Here is a 14,264-nt window from a genome sequence, read left to right as displayed (position 1 = left end):
GGGTGGGCCTGGCCAAGCTGATGGAGGCTGGGCGGGTCAGGAAGATCATCTGTTCCTTCCCGCGCTCCGCCGGATCGGTGGTGTTCGAGGAACTGTTTCGCGCGGGGAAGCTGGAACTCGAAATCGTGCCCCAGGGCACGCTGGCCGAGCGCATCCGGGCGGCCGGCGCCGGTATCCCGGGCTTCTACACCGCGACGACGGTGGGAACCCTGCTGGCGCAGGGCAAGGAAACCCGGACGTTCGATGGCCGGACCTATGTGCTGGAACATGCGCTGCATGCCGACGCGGCGCTGGTGGAAGCCTGGCGGACGGACCGGATGGGCAACTGCACCTATCGCGAGAGCGGACGCAACTTCAATGCCGTGATGGCGATGGCCGCGCGCATGACCGTGGTCCAGAGCTGCGGCATGGTCGCCGTCGGCGCCCTCGACCCCGAAGCGATCGTGACGCCGGGGATCTTTGTCGATCGGATCGTCGTCGTGCCCGAGGCCGCGAAGGTCGCGGCCGGCGCGGAAGGAGGCGCATGACCATGAGCATCTGCAAACCGCTGTCCCGCAGGGACCTGGCCGCGCGCATCGCCCGTGACATTCCCGAGGGTTGGTACGTCAATCTGGGCATCGGCATCCCGACGCTGATCGCCGATGCGATCCCGGCGGGGCGGGAGGTCATTCTGCATAGCGAGAATGGAATCCTGGGGTTCGGTCCGGCTCCCGCGCCGGAGGCGGTCGACCCCTGGCTGATCAACGCGGGCAAGCAGCATGTGACGCTGAATGCCGGTGGCAGCTTCTTTCATCACGCCGACAGTTTCGCGATGATCCGGGGCGGCCATCTCGATCTCTGCGTGCTGGGGGCGTTCGAGGTCGCCGCCAACGGCGACCTCGCCAACTGGGCGACCTCTGCCGAAGACAGCGCGCCTGCCGTCGGCGGGGCGATGGATCTGGCGGTGGGCACGCCCCGCGTGTGGGTGGCGACCGAACATACGACGCGCGATGGCGCACCGAAGCTGGTGGAACGCTGCACCTATCCGCTGACGGCGCCGGGGGTCGTCACGCGCATCTACACCAACCTCGCCGTCATCGACGTGCGGGATGGCCGTTTCGTCGTAACGGAGATGATCCCGGGCCTGAGCCGCGAGGCCCTTCAGGCCCAGACCGGGGTCGAATTGCACTTCGAGGTGCCGGAATATGCGTGACGCCTATATCTGCGATTTCACACGTAGCCCCATCGGGCGCTATGCTGGCGCGCTGCGTGACATCCGGGCCGACGATCTGGCGGCCCATCCCCTGCGCGTGCTGCGGGAGCGGAACGCATCGGTCGATTGGGACGCGCTCGACGATTGCATCATGGGATGCGCCAACCAGGCCGGCGAGGATAACCGGAACGTCGCGCGCATGGCCGTCCTGCTGGCGGGTTTTCCGGTCGGCACGCCGGGTACCACCATCAACCGGCTCTGCGGTTCGGGCCTCGACGCGGTGGGCCAGGCGGCCCGTGCGATCCGCAGCGGCGAGGCCGACCTGATGCTGGCGGGTGGGGTCGAGAGCATGTCGCGCGCGCCCTTCGTCATGGGCAAGGCGACAGAGGCTTTTTCCCGCGATGCCGCGATCTATGACACCACCATCGGCTGGCGCTTCGTCAACCCGGCCCTGCGCGAGGCATGGGGCTGCGATTCCATGCCGGAGACGGGCGAAAACGTGGCGGCACGCTACGCGATCTCCCGCGCGGATCAGGATGTTTTCGCCCTGGCTTCGCAGCAGAAGGCCGAGCGCGCCCGGCAGGCGGGTTATTTCGCGCGCGAGATCACGCCGCTGACCATTCGGACACGCCGCGCCGAGGTCACGGTGCATGAGGACGAACATCCGCGCCCTGAGACCACCGCCGAAGGGCTGGCCAAGCTGAAAACACCGTTCCGTAAGGAAGGGGGCACCGTCACCGCCGGCAATGCCTCCGGCGTGAACGATGGCGCGGCCGGCCTGCTGCTGGCCAGCGCGGATGGTGCGAAGCGGCACGGCCTGACGCCGCGGGCGCGGGTCGTGGCCATGGCGACGGCGGGAGTCGAACCGGCGGTCATGGGGATCGGTCCGGTCCCGGCCGTCCGTCGCCTGTTGGAAAAGACCGGTCTTTCACTCGACGAGATCGACCTGTTCGAACTGAACGAGGCTTTTGCCAGCCAGTCGCTGGCTGTGCTGCGCGCGCTGGGGCTGCCCGACGATTGCGAGCGGGTCAATCCGCATGGCGGTGCGATCGCGCTGGGGCATCCGCTTGGCATGTCGGGCGCACGGTTGGCGCTGACGGCCGTCAACGGGCTGGAACAGCGCGGTGGCCGCCGGGCGCTCGTGACCATGTGCATCGGGGTCGGGCAGGGTATCGCGGCCATCATCGAGCGGCTATAGGCTGCTTTTCCGGGGTGCTACACCGGTTTTTACGCAGGACTTTCACTCCAACAACAAGAAACGTGAAGAGCGTGGCTCGCATGGCCGGCATCTTCAATGGAGTCCGCAATGTCTGGTTCCGTTTCCTATGAAGCGCGCCCCGGTGCGCCTCTACCGCATCACGATGCACGCGACGCCTCGCTGCTGAACGCCTCCGGGCAGCTCGCTCCTGCCGGTTGGACAGTGATGCGTGCCATCATCATCATGCTGTGTTTCGGCGTGAACATGGTCGATGGCGTCGATGTGCTGATGATTTCCTATGTCGCACCGACATTGTCCAAAAGTCTCGGCCTCAGTGCCGAGCAGCTTGGCATCGTGTTCAGCGCGGGCCTGGCGGGCATGGCCTTGGGCGGACTGCTGATCGCGCCGCTTTCGGACAAGACAGGGCGACGGCCGCTGATCATTTTCTCGGTCGCGCTGATGTCGGTGTGCATGATCGCCAGCGGCTACGCGACCTCATTGGTCGAACTCGCGGTCCTGCGTCTAGGGGTCGGGGCGGGCATCGGCGCTGCCCTGGCCGGGATCGCAACGCTGGCTGCCGAATATGCGCCGCCCAAACATCACGATTTCGCCGTAGCCATGTTGCAGGGTGGTTATCCCATTGCCGCGACCATCACCGGCTTCATCGTAGCACCGCTGATCCATACGTGGAGCTGGAATATTCTTCTGATCGGTGCGGGTCTTTTCTCGGCCTCGGCCCTTCTGCCGTTAATCTTCTTTCTCCCGGAATCCATGGCATTTCTTGCCCAGCGTCAGCCACGTAATGCCCTGCAACGTATCCGGACCATCGAGCGCCGTCTTCATTTGCCGGAAACGGATACGCTGCCCGAACCGGTTCCTCTGGATCGGACGAATGCCGGTGTGGGCGGCCTGTTCCGCGAGGGGCGCATGGTCAGGACGCTCCTGCTCTGGACGTCGATCGTCTGCGGCTTCATGACGCTGTATTTCATCATAAGCTGGATTCCGAAACTCGCCGTCGAGGCCGGTCTGGACATTTCGGACAGCATCTATGCCGGTGCGCTCTATAATATCGGTGCCTTTGTCGGCTGTGCGACGATCGGCATCATCGCGATGCGTCTGACGCTGCATCGCACGATCATGCTCTATCTCCTGATCGCCGCCGTGGCGTTGAGCATCTTCGGATCGATCACGATGTCGGTGACGCAGGTACTGGCGGTCGCTTTCGTCATAGGCATCTTTTTGCAGGGCGGCTTCAACGGCCATTATCCTCTTGCCGCCGGCCTGTATCCGGTCAAGGTCCGGGCGACCGGAATGGGCTGGGCCATGGGGGTCGGCCGGGTCGGTGCCGTGATCGGCCCATTCCTCGGCGGAACCCTGCTGCAACACCATGTGCGTCTTTCGATCATTTTTCAGATATATGCCGTCCCGCTGCTGATCTGCGTAGGCTGTGTCTATGCGATGTCGGTTCTACAGCGTTCGGCTGACAGGGGGGTATGATGAGCTGGCTCTGTGGTCTTGTCGGCGATGGGATCGCCAAATCGCGCAGCCCCGCGATGCATGAGCGCGAAGCGCGCAATCTCGGCATCCCGCTTGTCTATCGGCTGGCCGATACGGCGGCGTGGCGGGGGAATGCCGGGGCGCTTGCGGACATCCTGTGCTGGATGGAACGTTTCGGTTTCAACGGCACGAATGTGACCCACCCATACAAGCAGGCGGTCATCCCGTTGCTCGACACGCTGTCCGATGCCGCGCGCGCGATCGGTGCTGTAAACACCGTGGTCTTCAGGGACGGAAAGCGCATAGGACACAATACCGACTGGTCGGGATACGCGGCGAATTTCCAACGGACCCTGCCCGACGCATCGTTGCGGCGCGTCGGCCAGGTCGGCGCGGGTGGTGCTGCCGCAGCCGTCGCATATGCGCTGCTGTCGATGGGGGCGGCGCGTCTTGACCTCTTCGATGTCGCGACGGAGCGTGCGGCCGCCTTGGGGGACAGGCTGGGTAACCTCTTCCCGGAGGCGCAGGTTACGGTTGCGACCTGTGTTGAGGACGTGATCGCCGAGGCCAGCGGAGTCGTCCAGACCTCGCCGATCGGCATGGACTCCCATCCTGGAACGCCGTTTTCCGCCGACCTGCTCCAGTCCAGGCAATGGTTTTCCGAAGTCATTTATTTCCCGCGCGAGACGGAGCTGCTTGCGGCGGCCCGCGTGAAGGGGTGCCAGACCGTCAGCGGTATCGGCATGGCGGTCTTCCAGGCGGCCGATGCGTTCGAACTGTTCACCGGACTGGTGCCGGACCGCGAGCGGATGCTGAAAGAGTTCGATTGATGGCCCGTGATCTTGCCCTTGCGCATCTCACGACGATCACATTATCGCCACCGGAAATGATCCGTCTCGCGGCGCGAACCGGCTTCCAGGCGGTCGGGTTGCGCCTGATCCGGGTCACGCCGACCAGTCCCGGCTATCCGCTGATGGACGACCCGGCATCAATGCGTGCAACCCGGTCCGCCCTGCGGGAAACCGGTCTGCGCGTTCACGATATCGAGTTCGTCAAAATAGAACCGGGGCTGGATGTCTCGTCCCTGGAGTCCTTCTGTGCGGCCGGTGCCGCATTGGGCGCGTCGCGGATTATCGCGGCGCCCTATGACCCGGATCTCGGCCGGCTGGCCGACCGTTATGCCGCCTTGTGCGCGTTGGCGGCGGGATACGGACTGGGGGTGGTTCTGGAATTCTTTCCCTGGACCGTCGTGCCGGGTCTGGCCGATGCGCTGGAAATCCGTCGCCGGGCGGGGGCGCCGGTCAATGGCGGGGTGCTGGTCGATGCCCTGCATTTCTACCGCTCCGGAAGTCGCCTTGCCGATCTCGATGGGCAGGATGCGTCGGTTCTCCCTTTTCTGCATCTCTGCGACGGACCGGCGCGGGGAGGTGACACGTTGCAGGAGCGTCTGCTCGAAGCCCGGGCCGAGCGGCTGGCACCCGGCGACGGGGCCCTCGCGTTGCCGGCCCTGATCGAGAAAATGCCGGTTGGCATTCCGATAAGCCTTGAGGTACCAATGGACCGGATGACGGCCGAATGCGGTGTGGAAGCAGTTGCACGCCATGTGCATCAGGCCACGATACACCTGCTCGGCAGCCTCGATGGGTCTTCGAGTCCACCTGCGCCGAATTCGACGCCGACATCGTGAAGTCCGTCCTGACGGAAAGCAAGAGGATCAGAAACATGCTGGATTCGATCGCGACCGTATCGCTCAGCGGCACTTTACGCGAGAAACTGGAAGCGATCGCCGATGCCGGCTTCACGGCTGCGGAAATTTTCGAGAACGATTTTGTAGCCTCTGATCTCTCAGCCGTCGATCTGCGCCTGCTGATGATGGATCTGGGCTTACGGAATGTCGTTTATCAGCCTTTCCGCGATTTCGAAGGACTGTCCGGCGACGCGCGTATCCGGGCCTTCGACCGGGCGGAACGTAAATTCGACCTGATGCAAGCGATGGGCACCGACCTGCTCCTTGTCTGTTCCAGCACTCTGGAAGTGGCGAGCGGCGATCATGCACGGATCGTCGCCGATTTCCGCGAATTGGGTGAGCGGGCCGCGACACGGGGGCTGCGCATTGCCTATGAGGCCCTGGCCTGGGGGCGCTACGTCAATGATCACCGGGTGGTGGCGCGGATTGTACAGCAGGTCGGGCTGCCATCGGTCGGGATGGTGCTGGATAGCTTTCATTCGCTTTCGCGAAAAATTCCCGTTTCGTCCTTGGAAAATATTGACCCGCAATCAATTTTCCTGGTGCAGATGGCCGATGCGCCTATCATGGACATGGATCTGCTGCAATGGAGCCGGCATTTTCGATGCATGCCCTTGCAGGGGGGATTGCCCGTTACGGAATGGGTCGCCGCCCTCATGCAGATTGGTTATCAGGGGCCGCTTTCGCTCGAAATCTTCAATGATCGGTTTCGCGCCGGATTGTCCAAGACCATCGCCGTTGATGGCCGCCGGTCGCTGATCGCATTGCGTGACGATGCCAGTAGACTGCTCGGCGAAGATGGGATGTTACCCCCACGCCCTCCGGTCGAACTGACGTTCGTGGAGTTCTCCGCGGCGCAGGATGCCGAGGGCGTTGTCGAAGGCATGTTGCAAGCTATTGGTTTGCGAAAAGTGGGCCGTCATCGCCATCGTGCCGTCGATTTGTGGCAGGGAAGCGAGAACACGCATGTCGTGGTGAACCGCGAAAGCCATTCCCTGGCGGGCAGCTTTGGCCTGATGCATGGGCAGGGGATTTGTGCGATCGGCGTAAGGGTTCCGAACCGTGCCGATGCAGCCCAGAGGGCGAAGGCTCTGGGTATGTCCATTCTTGAAGACCCTGCGGACAATCTTTCCCGGCATGCCATTCCGGCCGTTCGTACCGTGGGGGGGAGCCTCGTCTATTTTCTCGATGATGAGGCACTCGACGGGCTGTGGCAGCGGGAATTCGAGATCGAAATGACGCATTTCTCTCCAGTTGCCGGGGGAAGCCTCTTTTTCGATCATCTGGCTACGATCGTCCGATATGACGAGTTTCTGTCCTGGCTATTATTTTGGACCAGTTTGTTCGACTTGCGAGCGTGTCAGGAAGTCGATCTGATCGATCCGGGTGGTGTCGTGCAGAGCCAGGCTCTGGAGAATAACGATGGGTCTCTACGCCTGACATTGAACGGCGCATTGGGGACGCGTACGCTGGCTTCACGCTTCGAACGTCATTTCCTCGGTTCCGGCTATCAGCATCTGGCATTGCGGACGGACGATATTTTTGCCTGCGCTATCCGCATGAAGCGGGCTGGACTGCCGATCCTGGTCATCGCCCGGAATTATTATGACGATCTACAGGCGCGTTTCGGCCTGGATGATGCCTTTGTCGCTCGTCTTGCCGCGCATAATATCCTCTATGATCGTGATGCGGGGGGAGGTGAGTTCTTTCAGGTCTTCTCACGGGCTATTGATCGCATATTCTTTTTTGAAATTGTACAGAGAGAAAATTCATATAACGGATATGGGGCTGCTAATACGCAAGTACGGCTTACAGCCCAGCGTCGTGCCGGGTATGCGTCGAATACGGACTGGTTTCCAATATAATCACATCTATTTATAATAATGGATTTTTATATATTGGGGCCTGTTATGGCTTGATCCAGTCTGCTGCGGTAGCGATGTAGAGGGTTCGAAACCCCCCCTGGTTGTTAACTGTTGGCTGTGAGTCCATCCCTGCTGCGATGATTGGGGGAATGGCTCATGAAGCAGGCGGGTTTCTTTGATGCTGACGAGCGCCTTGCCCGGTGAAGCGGGCTGGGCGATCAGCTCGAAGCGTTTTCCCGGACTGTGGATTTTGAGGCGTTCTCTCCGACGAGCGAACGGGTATCTGATCAACGACCGACAGCCCTCCCTCACGCTTCCACGCAGATCCTGTCCCGTCCGGTATTCTTCGCCCGATAGAGCGCGGTATCCGCCCTTTGCAGCAGCAGCAGCGCGGTGCTTGGCTCGCCTCGGTGGGAACGCGCCACACCCGCGCTGAAGGTCACCCGCAGAGCGAGCGTGCCGCCCCAGTCCTTTTTCGCATGGAAGGCCGCGCGCAGGCGCATGCACGCGGCCTCGCCCTCTTCCAGCGTGGTTTCCGGCATCAGGAGCGCGAATTCCTCGCCTCCGATGCGGGCGACGATGTCCGGCGTGCGGGTGGAAGCCCGCAATACGTCCGCGATCCCTTGCAGCACTTCGTCTCCCGTCGCGTGGGAGTGTTCGTCGTTGATGCGTTTGAAATGGTCGGCGTCGATCAGGGCCAGGCAGAAATCGGGTCGACCCGCCATGACCCCCTCCAGGGCCGCGGCAAGATGTTCGTTGAAGGCTCGGCGGTTCGGCAGACCCGTCAGCGGGTCTTCCCTGGCCTGTCGGGTCGCGACATCGGCCTGCTGGCGCAGGCGTTCCAGCAGAAGGCTCTTTTCCTGGTCCGCGGCTTGCAGCCGTTCGGCCGTTTGCGTCAGTTCGCCCGTCCGCTCGGCGATGATGCGCGACAGGACACGGGCCTGACGCCGGTAGGAATAGGCAATGCCCAGATAAATCCCGACCAGCAGCACGCTGAACGCCGCGATGGCACCGATCCAGACCCCCCGGCGCTGCCACCACATCGGGTCGACGACGATCGGCACCGCCATGTCGTGCGTGGACCATGCGCCGCCGGGGTGGGCGGCGGAAACGCGCAGTGTGTAATCACCCGGCGGCAGGCCGACCAGCCGGAGGCTGCGCGTGTTGCCTTGCTCCGTCCATGATGGGTCCATGCCTTCCAGCCAGGTTCGGTAAATGATCCGGTCGGGCAGCAGATAGCTCAGTGCCGCGTAGCGCACCGTCAGGCCATGGCCGGCGGGAATGTGAATGGCCGCGCCGTTGGAGGGCGGAGGCAGCGGATTGCCGTCGAGATCAAGCAGGCCGAGCGCCACCGAGGGTGGCGGAGGGCGCATGACGAAGACATGGACCTGCGCCGGGTCGGCATGCGCGACGCCGATGGCGGTGGCGATCCAGATCGTGCCGTCCTGGCGCAGGATCGCCGACGGGGACGCGCTGCCGCTGGCCTGGCTGCTGAGCAGGCCGTCGGCCTCGTCGAAATGCAGAGGGGCCAGATGCTGCGACCGGCCGTCGGCCACGGTCTCGATATCGGAGCGGGCCAGACGCATGATGCCGCGATTGCTCGTCAGCCAGACATGGTCCTGCCGGTCGGGCAGCATGGCAAAGATGGAATCGATGGGCAGTCCCTGCTCGCGCGCCACATGCACCAGCGTGCCGTCGCGGTCGCGATACAGGCCCCGGTCGGTGACGAACCACATATCGCGGCCAAGGGGCGTGAAGCCGAAGATCGTGTGCGCGCCCTGTGGGGCCGTGAAACGAAGCGTCTGGATGGAGGCGTCATGCAGATGGCGCACGCCGTCGAGCGTGCCGATCCACAAATCGTCCGCCTGCGCCCGCAATGCGGTGATCAGGCCATGCGGGGCGCCGGCCCCGTCGAGCGGGCGCGGTGGCCCGTCGCCCACGCGGAAGACGCCGTGCTGCGTACCGACCCAGACGGCCCCGCTTTCGCCGATGCTGATCGCCCGGATATTGCCGGCCGGCAATCCTTCCGCCGCGCCGAAATGGCGGTAGCTGTTGTCCGGCAGGCGCTCGTACAGCCCGTCCGAATAGGTGCCGATCCACAGATCGCCGTCCCTGTCCTCCGCGAGGCTCAGGACGGCCGGCTGATGATCGTGCTCGGCGGTCAGCGGCACCATGGCCATCGTGCCGTCCGGGCCTTCACGCGACAGGCCGGTATCCGTGCCGACCCATAGCCGGCCGTCGTGGTCTTCAAGAACCGATCGGGCGAAATTGTCCGGCAGGCCGTCCTGTCGGGTGAGGGTGCTGAACAGGGCTTCGCGCAGACGGTACAGGCCGCCGTTGGAGCCGATCCACAGGCTGCCCTCACTGTCCTCCATCAGGCTGAGGATGCGCCCCGATGCCGGCGCCATGGTATCGGGCAGGCGTTCGATGCCGGCGGCGGAAAGGCGCAGCAGCCCGTGATCCTCTGTGCCCGCCCACAGCGCGCCGTGGCGGTCTTGAACCAGGGCCGTGATCCGCCCGGTGTCGTGCAGGTCGTATCGCAGGGTGGCGCCGGTCGCGTCGACGCGGAAGATCCGGCTGCCGGCAACGATCCAGAACGTGCCGTCCGGCCCGCGATAAGGCCAGCCCAGCCCGTGCGGCAGGTGCCAGCCGGCCGGGGCGGTGTGGACCTGACCATGGGTATCCTGGACCATGACACCGTCATAAGTGCCCACCCAGAGCGCCCCGCTGCTGTCGAACGCCATCCGGCGATAGACATTCAGCAGCGACGATTTCGGGGACGGCCGGACATAATGGAAGGTGCCATCCGCCGTCATGCTTCCCAGACCGTTGCCCTCATAGAGCAGCCACAGGCGGCCGGTCGGGTCGATCTGCAAGGACTGGACGATGATGGAGGGCGCGCTGGCGGGGTGTGGCCACAGATTCCATGCGCCGTTGGCGTCGCGCCGGCCGATATTGCCCCGGGAATCGCTGAACCACAGATCGCCCGCCGGATCGGTGACGATGGTGCCGATCCCGTTATCGAGCAGCGGAACGCGGCTGCCGCGGTCATAGACGGTGAACTCCATCCCGTCGTAGGAGGCCAGCCCTTCCCAGGTGGCGAACCACAGCCGGCCATCGGGCGTCTGCGCAATGTCGCGGATCGAATTCTGCGGCAGGCCGTCGCGTGTCGACCAGTGATCGATGACGTAATTGGCCAGTGGCGGCGGGGGGGCCGCCCAGGCCCGCGGGGCCAGCCCGGCGATGCCGCAGAGGAGGGCGATCAGCACCAGCCATGGCGGCGCTTTTCCGGCGGAAGAGGAAAAGATGAGCCACCCGGACCCTGATGGCTGCATGGGGCGAAACGTGATGAAATCCATCGCCCTCAGCTCGGGGCGCCGTTCACCATGGGCATCGGGATTCAGTCTCCGCGTCCGGGGTCCGGGATTTGCACTGCTTGCATGGCACACATGTTCCATCATGGACGGGGCGTCAATAGCAGGGCGGTTCCAGCCATGGTCGTGATGAATGCTGGAGCCGCCATGCCGAGCGGTGGCAGCCAATGGCGCAGCTTTCAGGCGGGCGTGAGCGGGCGTGCGGATGCTTCCGTGGTGGTGGAGTGCCCGATTTCACCCAGGACCGCCGCCATCAGGCCGGGGAAGCGTCGGTCCAGCATCTCGCGGCGCAGGCTGTTCATATGCTCCACGCCATGGCTGGCCGTATGCAGCACGCCGGAGGCGCGCAGGATGCGGAAATGATGCGACATGCTCGATTTCGGCCGGCCGAAGCTCAGGTCGCCGCAATTCATGGGCACGGCGCTGGCGGCCAGGGTCCGGACGATGCGCAGGCGATAGGGATCGGACAGCGCATGGAAGATCGCTTCCAGCGACACGGTCTCTTCATCCGGATGAGCATAGCCGCATTCAACTCTTGCCATGGTGCTCACTCTACCCGACATGTCGTTTGTTCGATAAAAGTAGAACAAATCCCTCCCGGACGGGAGGGGCGAGGAAGAGGAAGACCGGATGACTCATCTCTTTACCCCCTACACGCTGGGCGACGTGACCTTGCGCAACCGGATCGCCGTTTCGCCCATGTGCCAGTATATGGCCGAGGACGGCATGGTAAACGACTGGCACCATGTGCATCTGGGCACGCTGGCGCGCGGCGGCGCCGGGCTGGTGGTGGTGGAGGCGGCCGCCGTCTCGCCCGAAGGCCGGATCACGCCCGCCGATGTGGGGATCTGGCGCGACGACCAGGCCGAGGCCCTGGCACCGATCGCTCGTGCCATCACCGAGGCCGGATCGGTACCGGGCATCCAGATCGCCCATGCCGGCCGCAAGGCCAGCGCCAACCGGCCGTGGGAAGGCGATGACCATCTTCCGGAATCCGATCCGCGCGCCTGGCCGACGATCGCGCCTTCGGCCGTGGCGTTCGGCGACAATCTGCCGCGCCAGCCACGAGAGATGACGATCGCGGACATCGAACGGGTGCGGCAGGATTTCGTGTCGGCCACCATCCGCGCGCGCGATGCCGGGTTCAAATGGCTGATGCTGCATTTCGCACATGGATATCTGGCGCAGAGCTTCTTTTCTCCATTCGCCAATCAACGGACGGATGCCTATGGCGGTTCCGCCGAAAACCGGGCGCGCTTCCTGGTCGAAACCCTGCGCGCCGTGCGCGCGGTGTGGCCGGAGAACCTGCCGCTGTCGATCCGGCTGGGGGTGGTCGAATTCGCCGGCGATGACGAGGCGATGTTCGCCGAGGCGCTGGCCATGCTCCGGGTCATGAAACAGGAGGGCCTGGGCTTCGTCGATGTGTCGATCGGCTTCAATACGCCGACGGCGCAGATCCCGTGGGGGCCGGGTTTCCTGGGGGCGATCGCGGGGCAGGTCCGGCGCGAGACCGGTCTGCCGACCGCCACAAGCTGGAACGCCGCCAGCGCGCCGCAGCTTGCCGATGCGATGGTGCGTCAGGACGAGGTCGATCTGGTCATGGTCGGGCGTCCGCTGCTGGCCGATCCGCACTGGCCCTATGCGGCGGCCAAGGCGCTGGGCCGTCAGGACGCCGCCTGGGTGCTGCCGCCGCCCTACGCCCATTGGCTGGCTCGATACCGCTAACAACGCGAGTCCCTGAAAATCAGCGTGCTTTCAGCACGTTGATGCGGAAACGCGGGTGCCTGACGCAACCTGTCGCGGCTGAGGCAGGCACCATCGGCCGGGTGAAGGAAAATACATCCCGATATATCTTGACGTTCCGATATATCTGGATGCATATCGGAATCATGAAATACAGAAACAGACATGACGGCGGTTGCGATCGCCGCTTCTTTTCCGCTGAGGGTTTTTCCGCGTTCTTGGGGCGGGGCCGGCATCACGCCCGGGGCGGTGGTGGCCGCCACGGGGGCCGCAACCGGCTGCTGGATTACGGCGAAATGCGCCTGCTGGTCCTCAGCCTGATCGCCGACAAGCCGACCTATGGCTACGAGCTGATCCGCACCATCGAGGAACGGTTCGGCGGCAGCTACACGCCGAGCCCCGGCGTGATCTACCCGACGCTCACCTGGCTGGATGAAGCGGGCTATGCGCGCCTTGCCGAGGAAGACGGTCGCAAGAGCTATCACATCACCCCGGAAGGCGAGGCGTTCCTGGCCGCGAACCGTGCGGGGCTCGATGAAATTCTCGCTCGCTCGGCCGCCGCCGGCACGGAATGTGGCGGTGGACGCCGGAACATCCCCATGCCGGTGATGCGCGCCATGGAAAACCTGAAGACGGCGCTGCGTCTGCGCCTGCGTAATGGCGGGCTGGACCAGGCGGCGGAACAGAAGATCGCCGACCTGCTCGACACCGTTGCCCGTGAAATCGGGCAGGCGTGAAGGCATGGGGGAGCGGCAGATGACCGAAAGCGAATCGCGTCACGGTCGCGGGGATGGTCCCGTGATTCAGCGGGTGCGGCATGAACTGAAGCGGCGCGATCTGGACGTTGCGGCTGTGGAGCGCCTGACCCCGCACATGATCCGGGTAACGCTGACCGGCGCCGACCTCGACGGCTTCGTCAGCGCGTCGCCTGACGACCACATCAAGATTTTCGTGCCCGGCCTCAACGGCGAAATGACGCGGCGGGATTATACGCCGCGCCGCTACGACCCGCGGGCCGGAACCCTGGTCCTGGATTTCGTGAATCATGATGGCGGTCCCGCCGCCGCCTGGGCGCGGGCTGCCAGGGTCGGAGACAGGCTGGAAATCGCCGGTCCGCGCGGGTCGCAGGTCATCGCCGGCCCGGTGGATGAATGGCTTCTGATCGGCGACGAAACGGCGCTTCCCGCCATCGGCCGACGGGTCGAGGAACTTTCGGCCCATGACCGGGTCACGACGGTGGTGGCCGTGCCGGGCGCCGATGACGAGCAGGCGTTCACGACACCCGCGCGGCATGACGCGCATTGGGTTCATCGGCCCATGGGGGCGGCGGATCAGGCGGGAGGCATCCTCGACGTGCTGGCCGGGATCGAAATCCCGGCCCGCACCTTCGTCTGGGTCGGGGCTGAGGCCAGCGTGGCGAAGGCGGTGCGCCGCTATCTGCTGGAAGAGCGCGCAATCGCCCCGGCATGGCTCAAGGCATCGGGTTATTGGCTCAAGGGAACGGCCGACGCATCGGTGAAGGATGTGGGCGAGGGTGCCTGACCCCAGGCGTTCGCGCGCCGGCCGTGATCAGGCTGTTTTCGTAAGCCGCGCGGATGGCGGTCTGACGGCGGTTTTCCGCGCGTCGGCTCTCCATCCGCGCGGTTTT

At 64.4% G+C, this 14,264-nt stretch carries 13 protein-coding genes; 10 read left to right on the top strand and 3 right to left on the bottom strand.

Annotation, left to right across the window (positions count from 1 at the left end; all coding sequences use genetic code 11):
* The 7 genes from ABF821_RS09900 to ABF821_RS09870 form a co-directional block, all read left to right on the top strand.
* Positions 1-527: 3-oxoacid CoA-transferase subunit A (locus ABF821_RS09900; protein ID WP_415529894.1), on the top strand; the 527-nt coding region annotated here is incomplete at its 5' end.
* 2 nt (positions 528-529) lie between these two features.
* Entirely contained in the window at positions 530-1,192 is a 663-nt protein-coding gene (locus ABF821_RS09895; protein WP_220793776.1) for a 3-oxoacid CoA-transferase subunit B, read from the top strand.
* A complete protein-coding gene (gene pcaF / locus ABF821_RS09890; protein ID WP_415529893.1) occupies positions 1,185-2,390 on the top strand; it encodes a 3-oxoadipyl-CoA thiolase in 1,206 nt (401 codons plus the stop codon). The genes ABF821_RS09895 and pcaF overlap by 8 nt, the downstream gene beginning before the upstream one ends.
* 108 nt (positions 2,391-2,498) lie before the next feature.
* Positions 2,499-3,887 (top strand): MFS transporter, encoded by a 1,389-nt coding sequence (locus tag ABF821_RS09885; RefSeq protein ID WP_415529892.1) that lies wholly within the window; start codon positions 2,499-2,501, stop codon positions 3,885-3,887.
* Positions 3,884-4,717 carry a shikimate dehydrogenase gene (locus ABF821_RS09880; protein WP_182973872.1) on the top strand — a complete coding sequence of 278 codons (834 nt, stop codon included), beginning with the start codon at positions 3,884-3,886 and terminating at the stop codon, positions 4,715-4,717. Before ABF821_RS09885 ends, ABF821_RS09880 begins: the two co-directional genes overlap by 4 nt.
* A complete protein-coding gene (locus ABF821_RS09875) occupies positions 4,717-5,574 on the top strand; it encodes a sugar phosphate isomerase/epimerase family protein (RefSeq protein WP_415529891.1) in 858 nt (285 codons plus the stop codon). Before ABF821_RS09880 ends, ABF821_RS09875 begins: the two co-directional genes overlap by 1 nt.
* A 35-nt stretch (positions 5,575-5,609) precedes the next feature.
* The gene (locus tag ABF821_RS09870; protein WP_415529890.1) at positions 5,610-7,499 is read left to right on the top strand and encodes a bifunctional sugar phosphate isomerase/epimerase/4-hydroxyphenylpyruvate dioxygenase family protein; all 1,890 of its coding nucleotides are present in this window, start codon (positions 5,610-5,612) and stop codon (positions 7,497-7,499) included.
* A 308-nt stretch (positions 7,500-7,807) separates the two neighbouring features.
* On the opposite strand, the gene ABF821_RS09865 is transcribed toward ABF821_RS09870, so the two are convergent.
* Positions 7,808-10,768 (bottom strand): two-component regulator propeller domain-containing protein, encoded by a 2,961-nt coding sequence (locus tag ABF821_RS09865; protein WP_415529889.1) that lies wholly within the window; start codon positions 10,766-10,768, stop codon positions 7,808-7,810.
* Positions 10,769-11,052: 284 nt separating this feature from the next.
* The gene (locus ABF821_RS09860) at positions 11,053-11,436 is read right to left on the bottom strand and encodes an ArsR/SmtB family transcription factor (protein WP_415529888.1); all 384 of its coding nucleotides are present in this window, start codon (positions 11,434-11,436) and stop codon (positions 11,053-11,055) included.
* A gap of 67 nt (positions 11,437-11,503) precedes the next feature.
* On the opposite strand from ABF821_RS09860, the gene ABF821_RS09855 reads away from it, so the two are divergent.
* The gene (locus tag ABF821_RS09855; protein WP_183007957.1) at positions 11,504-12,598 is read left to right on the top strand and encodes an NADH:flavin oxidoreductase/NADH oxidase; all 1,095 of its coding nucleotides are present in this window, start codon (positions 11,504-11,506) and stop codon (positions 12,596-12,598) included.
* On the opposite strand, the gene ABF821_RS09850 is transcribed toward ABF821_RS09855, so the two are convergent.
* Positions 12,595-12,879, bottom strand: a complete 285-nt coding sequence (locus ABF821_RS09850; protein ID WP_415529887.1) for a hypothetical protein — start codon at positions 12,877-12,879, stop codon at positions 12,595-12,597. The two genes, ABF821_RS09855 and ABF821_RS09850, sit on opposite strands and share 4 nt — an antisense overlap.
* Positions 12,880-12,912: 33 nt before the next feature.
* Between ABF821_RS09850 and ABF821_RS09845 the strand changes: the two genes are divergently transcribed.
* Both ABF821_RS09845 and ABF821_RS09840 read left to right on the top strand, forming a co-directional pair.
* The gene (locus tag ABF821_RS09845; protein WP_246401891.1) at positions 12,913-13,353 is read left to right on the top strand and encodes a PadR family transcriptional regulator; all 441 of its coding nucleotides are present in this window, start codon (positions 12,913-12,915) and stop codon (positions 13,351-13,353) included.
* Between the two features lie 19 nt (positions 13,354-13,372).
* Complete coding sequence (locus ABF821_RS09840) at positions 13,373-14,158, top strand: siderophore-interacting protein (protein WP_415529886.1); 786 nt, start codon at positions 13,373-13,375, stop codon at positions 14,156-14,158.
* The last annotated feature ends 106 nt before the right edge of the window (positions 14,159-14,264 follow it).

The organism is Gluconacetobacter sp. (assembly GCF_047721585.1).
Lineage (GTDB): Bacteria > Pseudomonadota > Alphaproteobacteria > Acetobacterales > Acetobacteraceae > Gluconacetobacter > Gluconacetobacter dulcium.
Note: the sequence above shows the minus strand (reverse complement) of the source record. Positions and strands in the feature narration are given on the sequence as shown.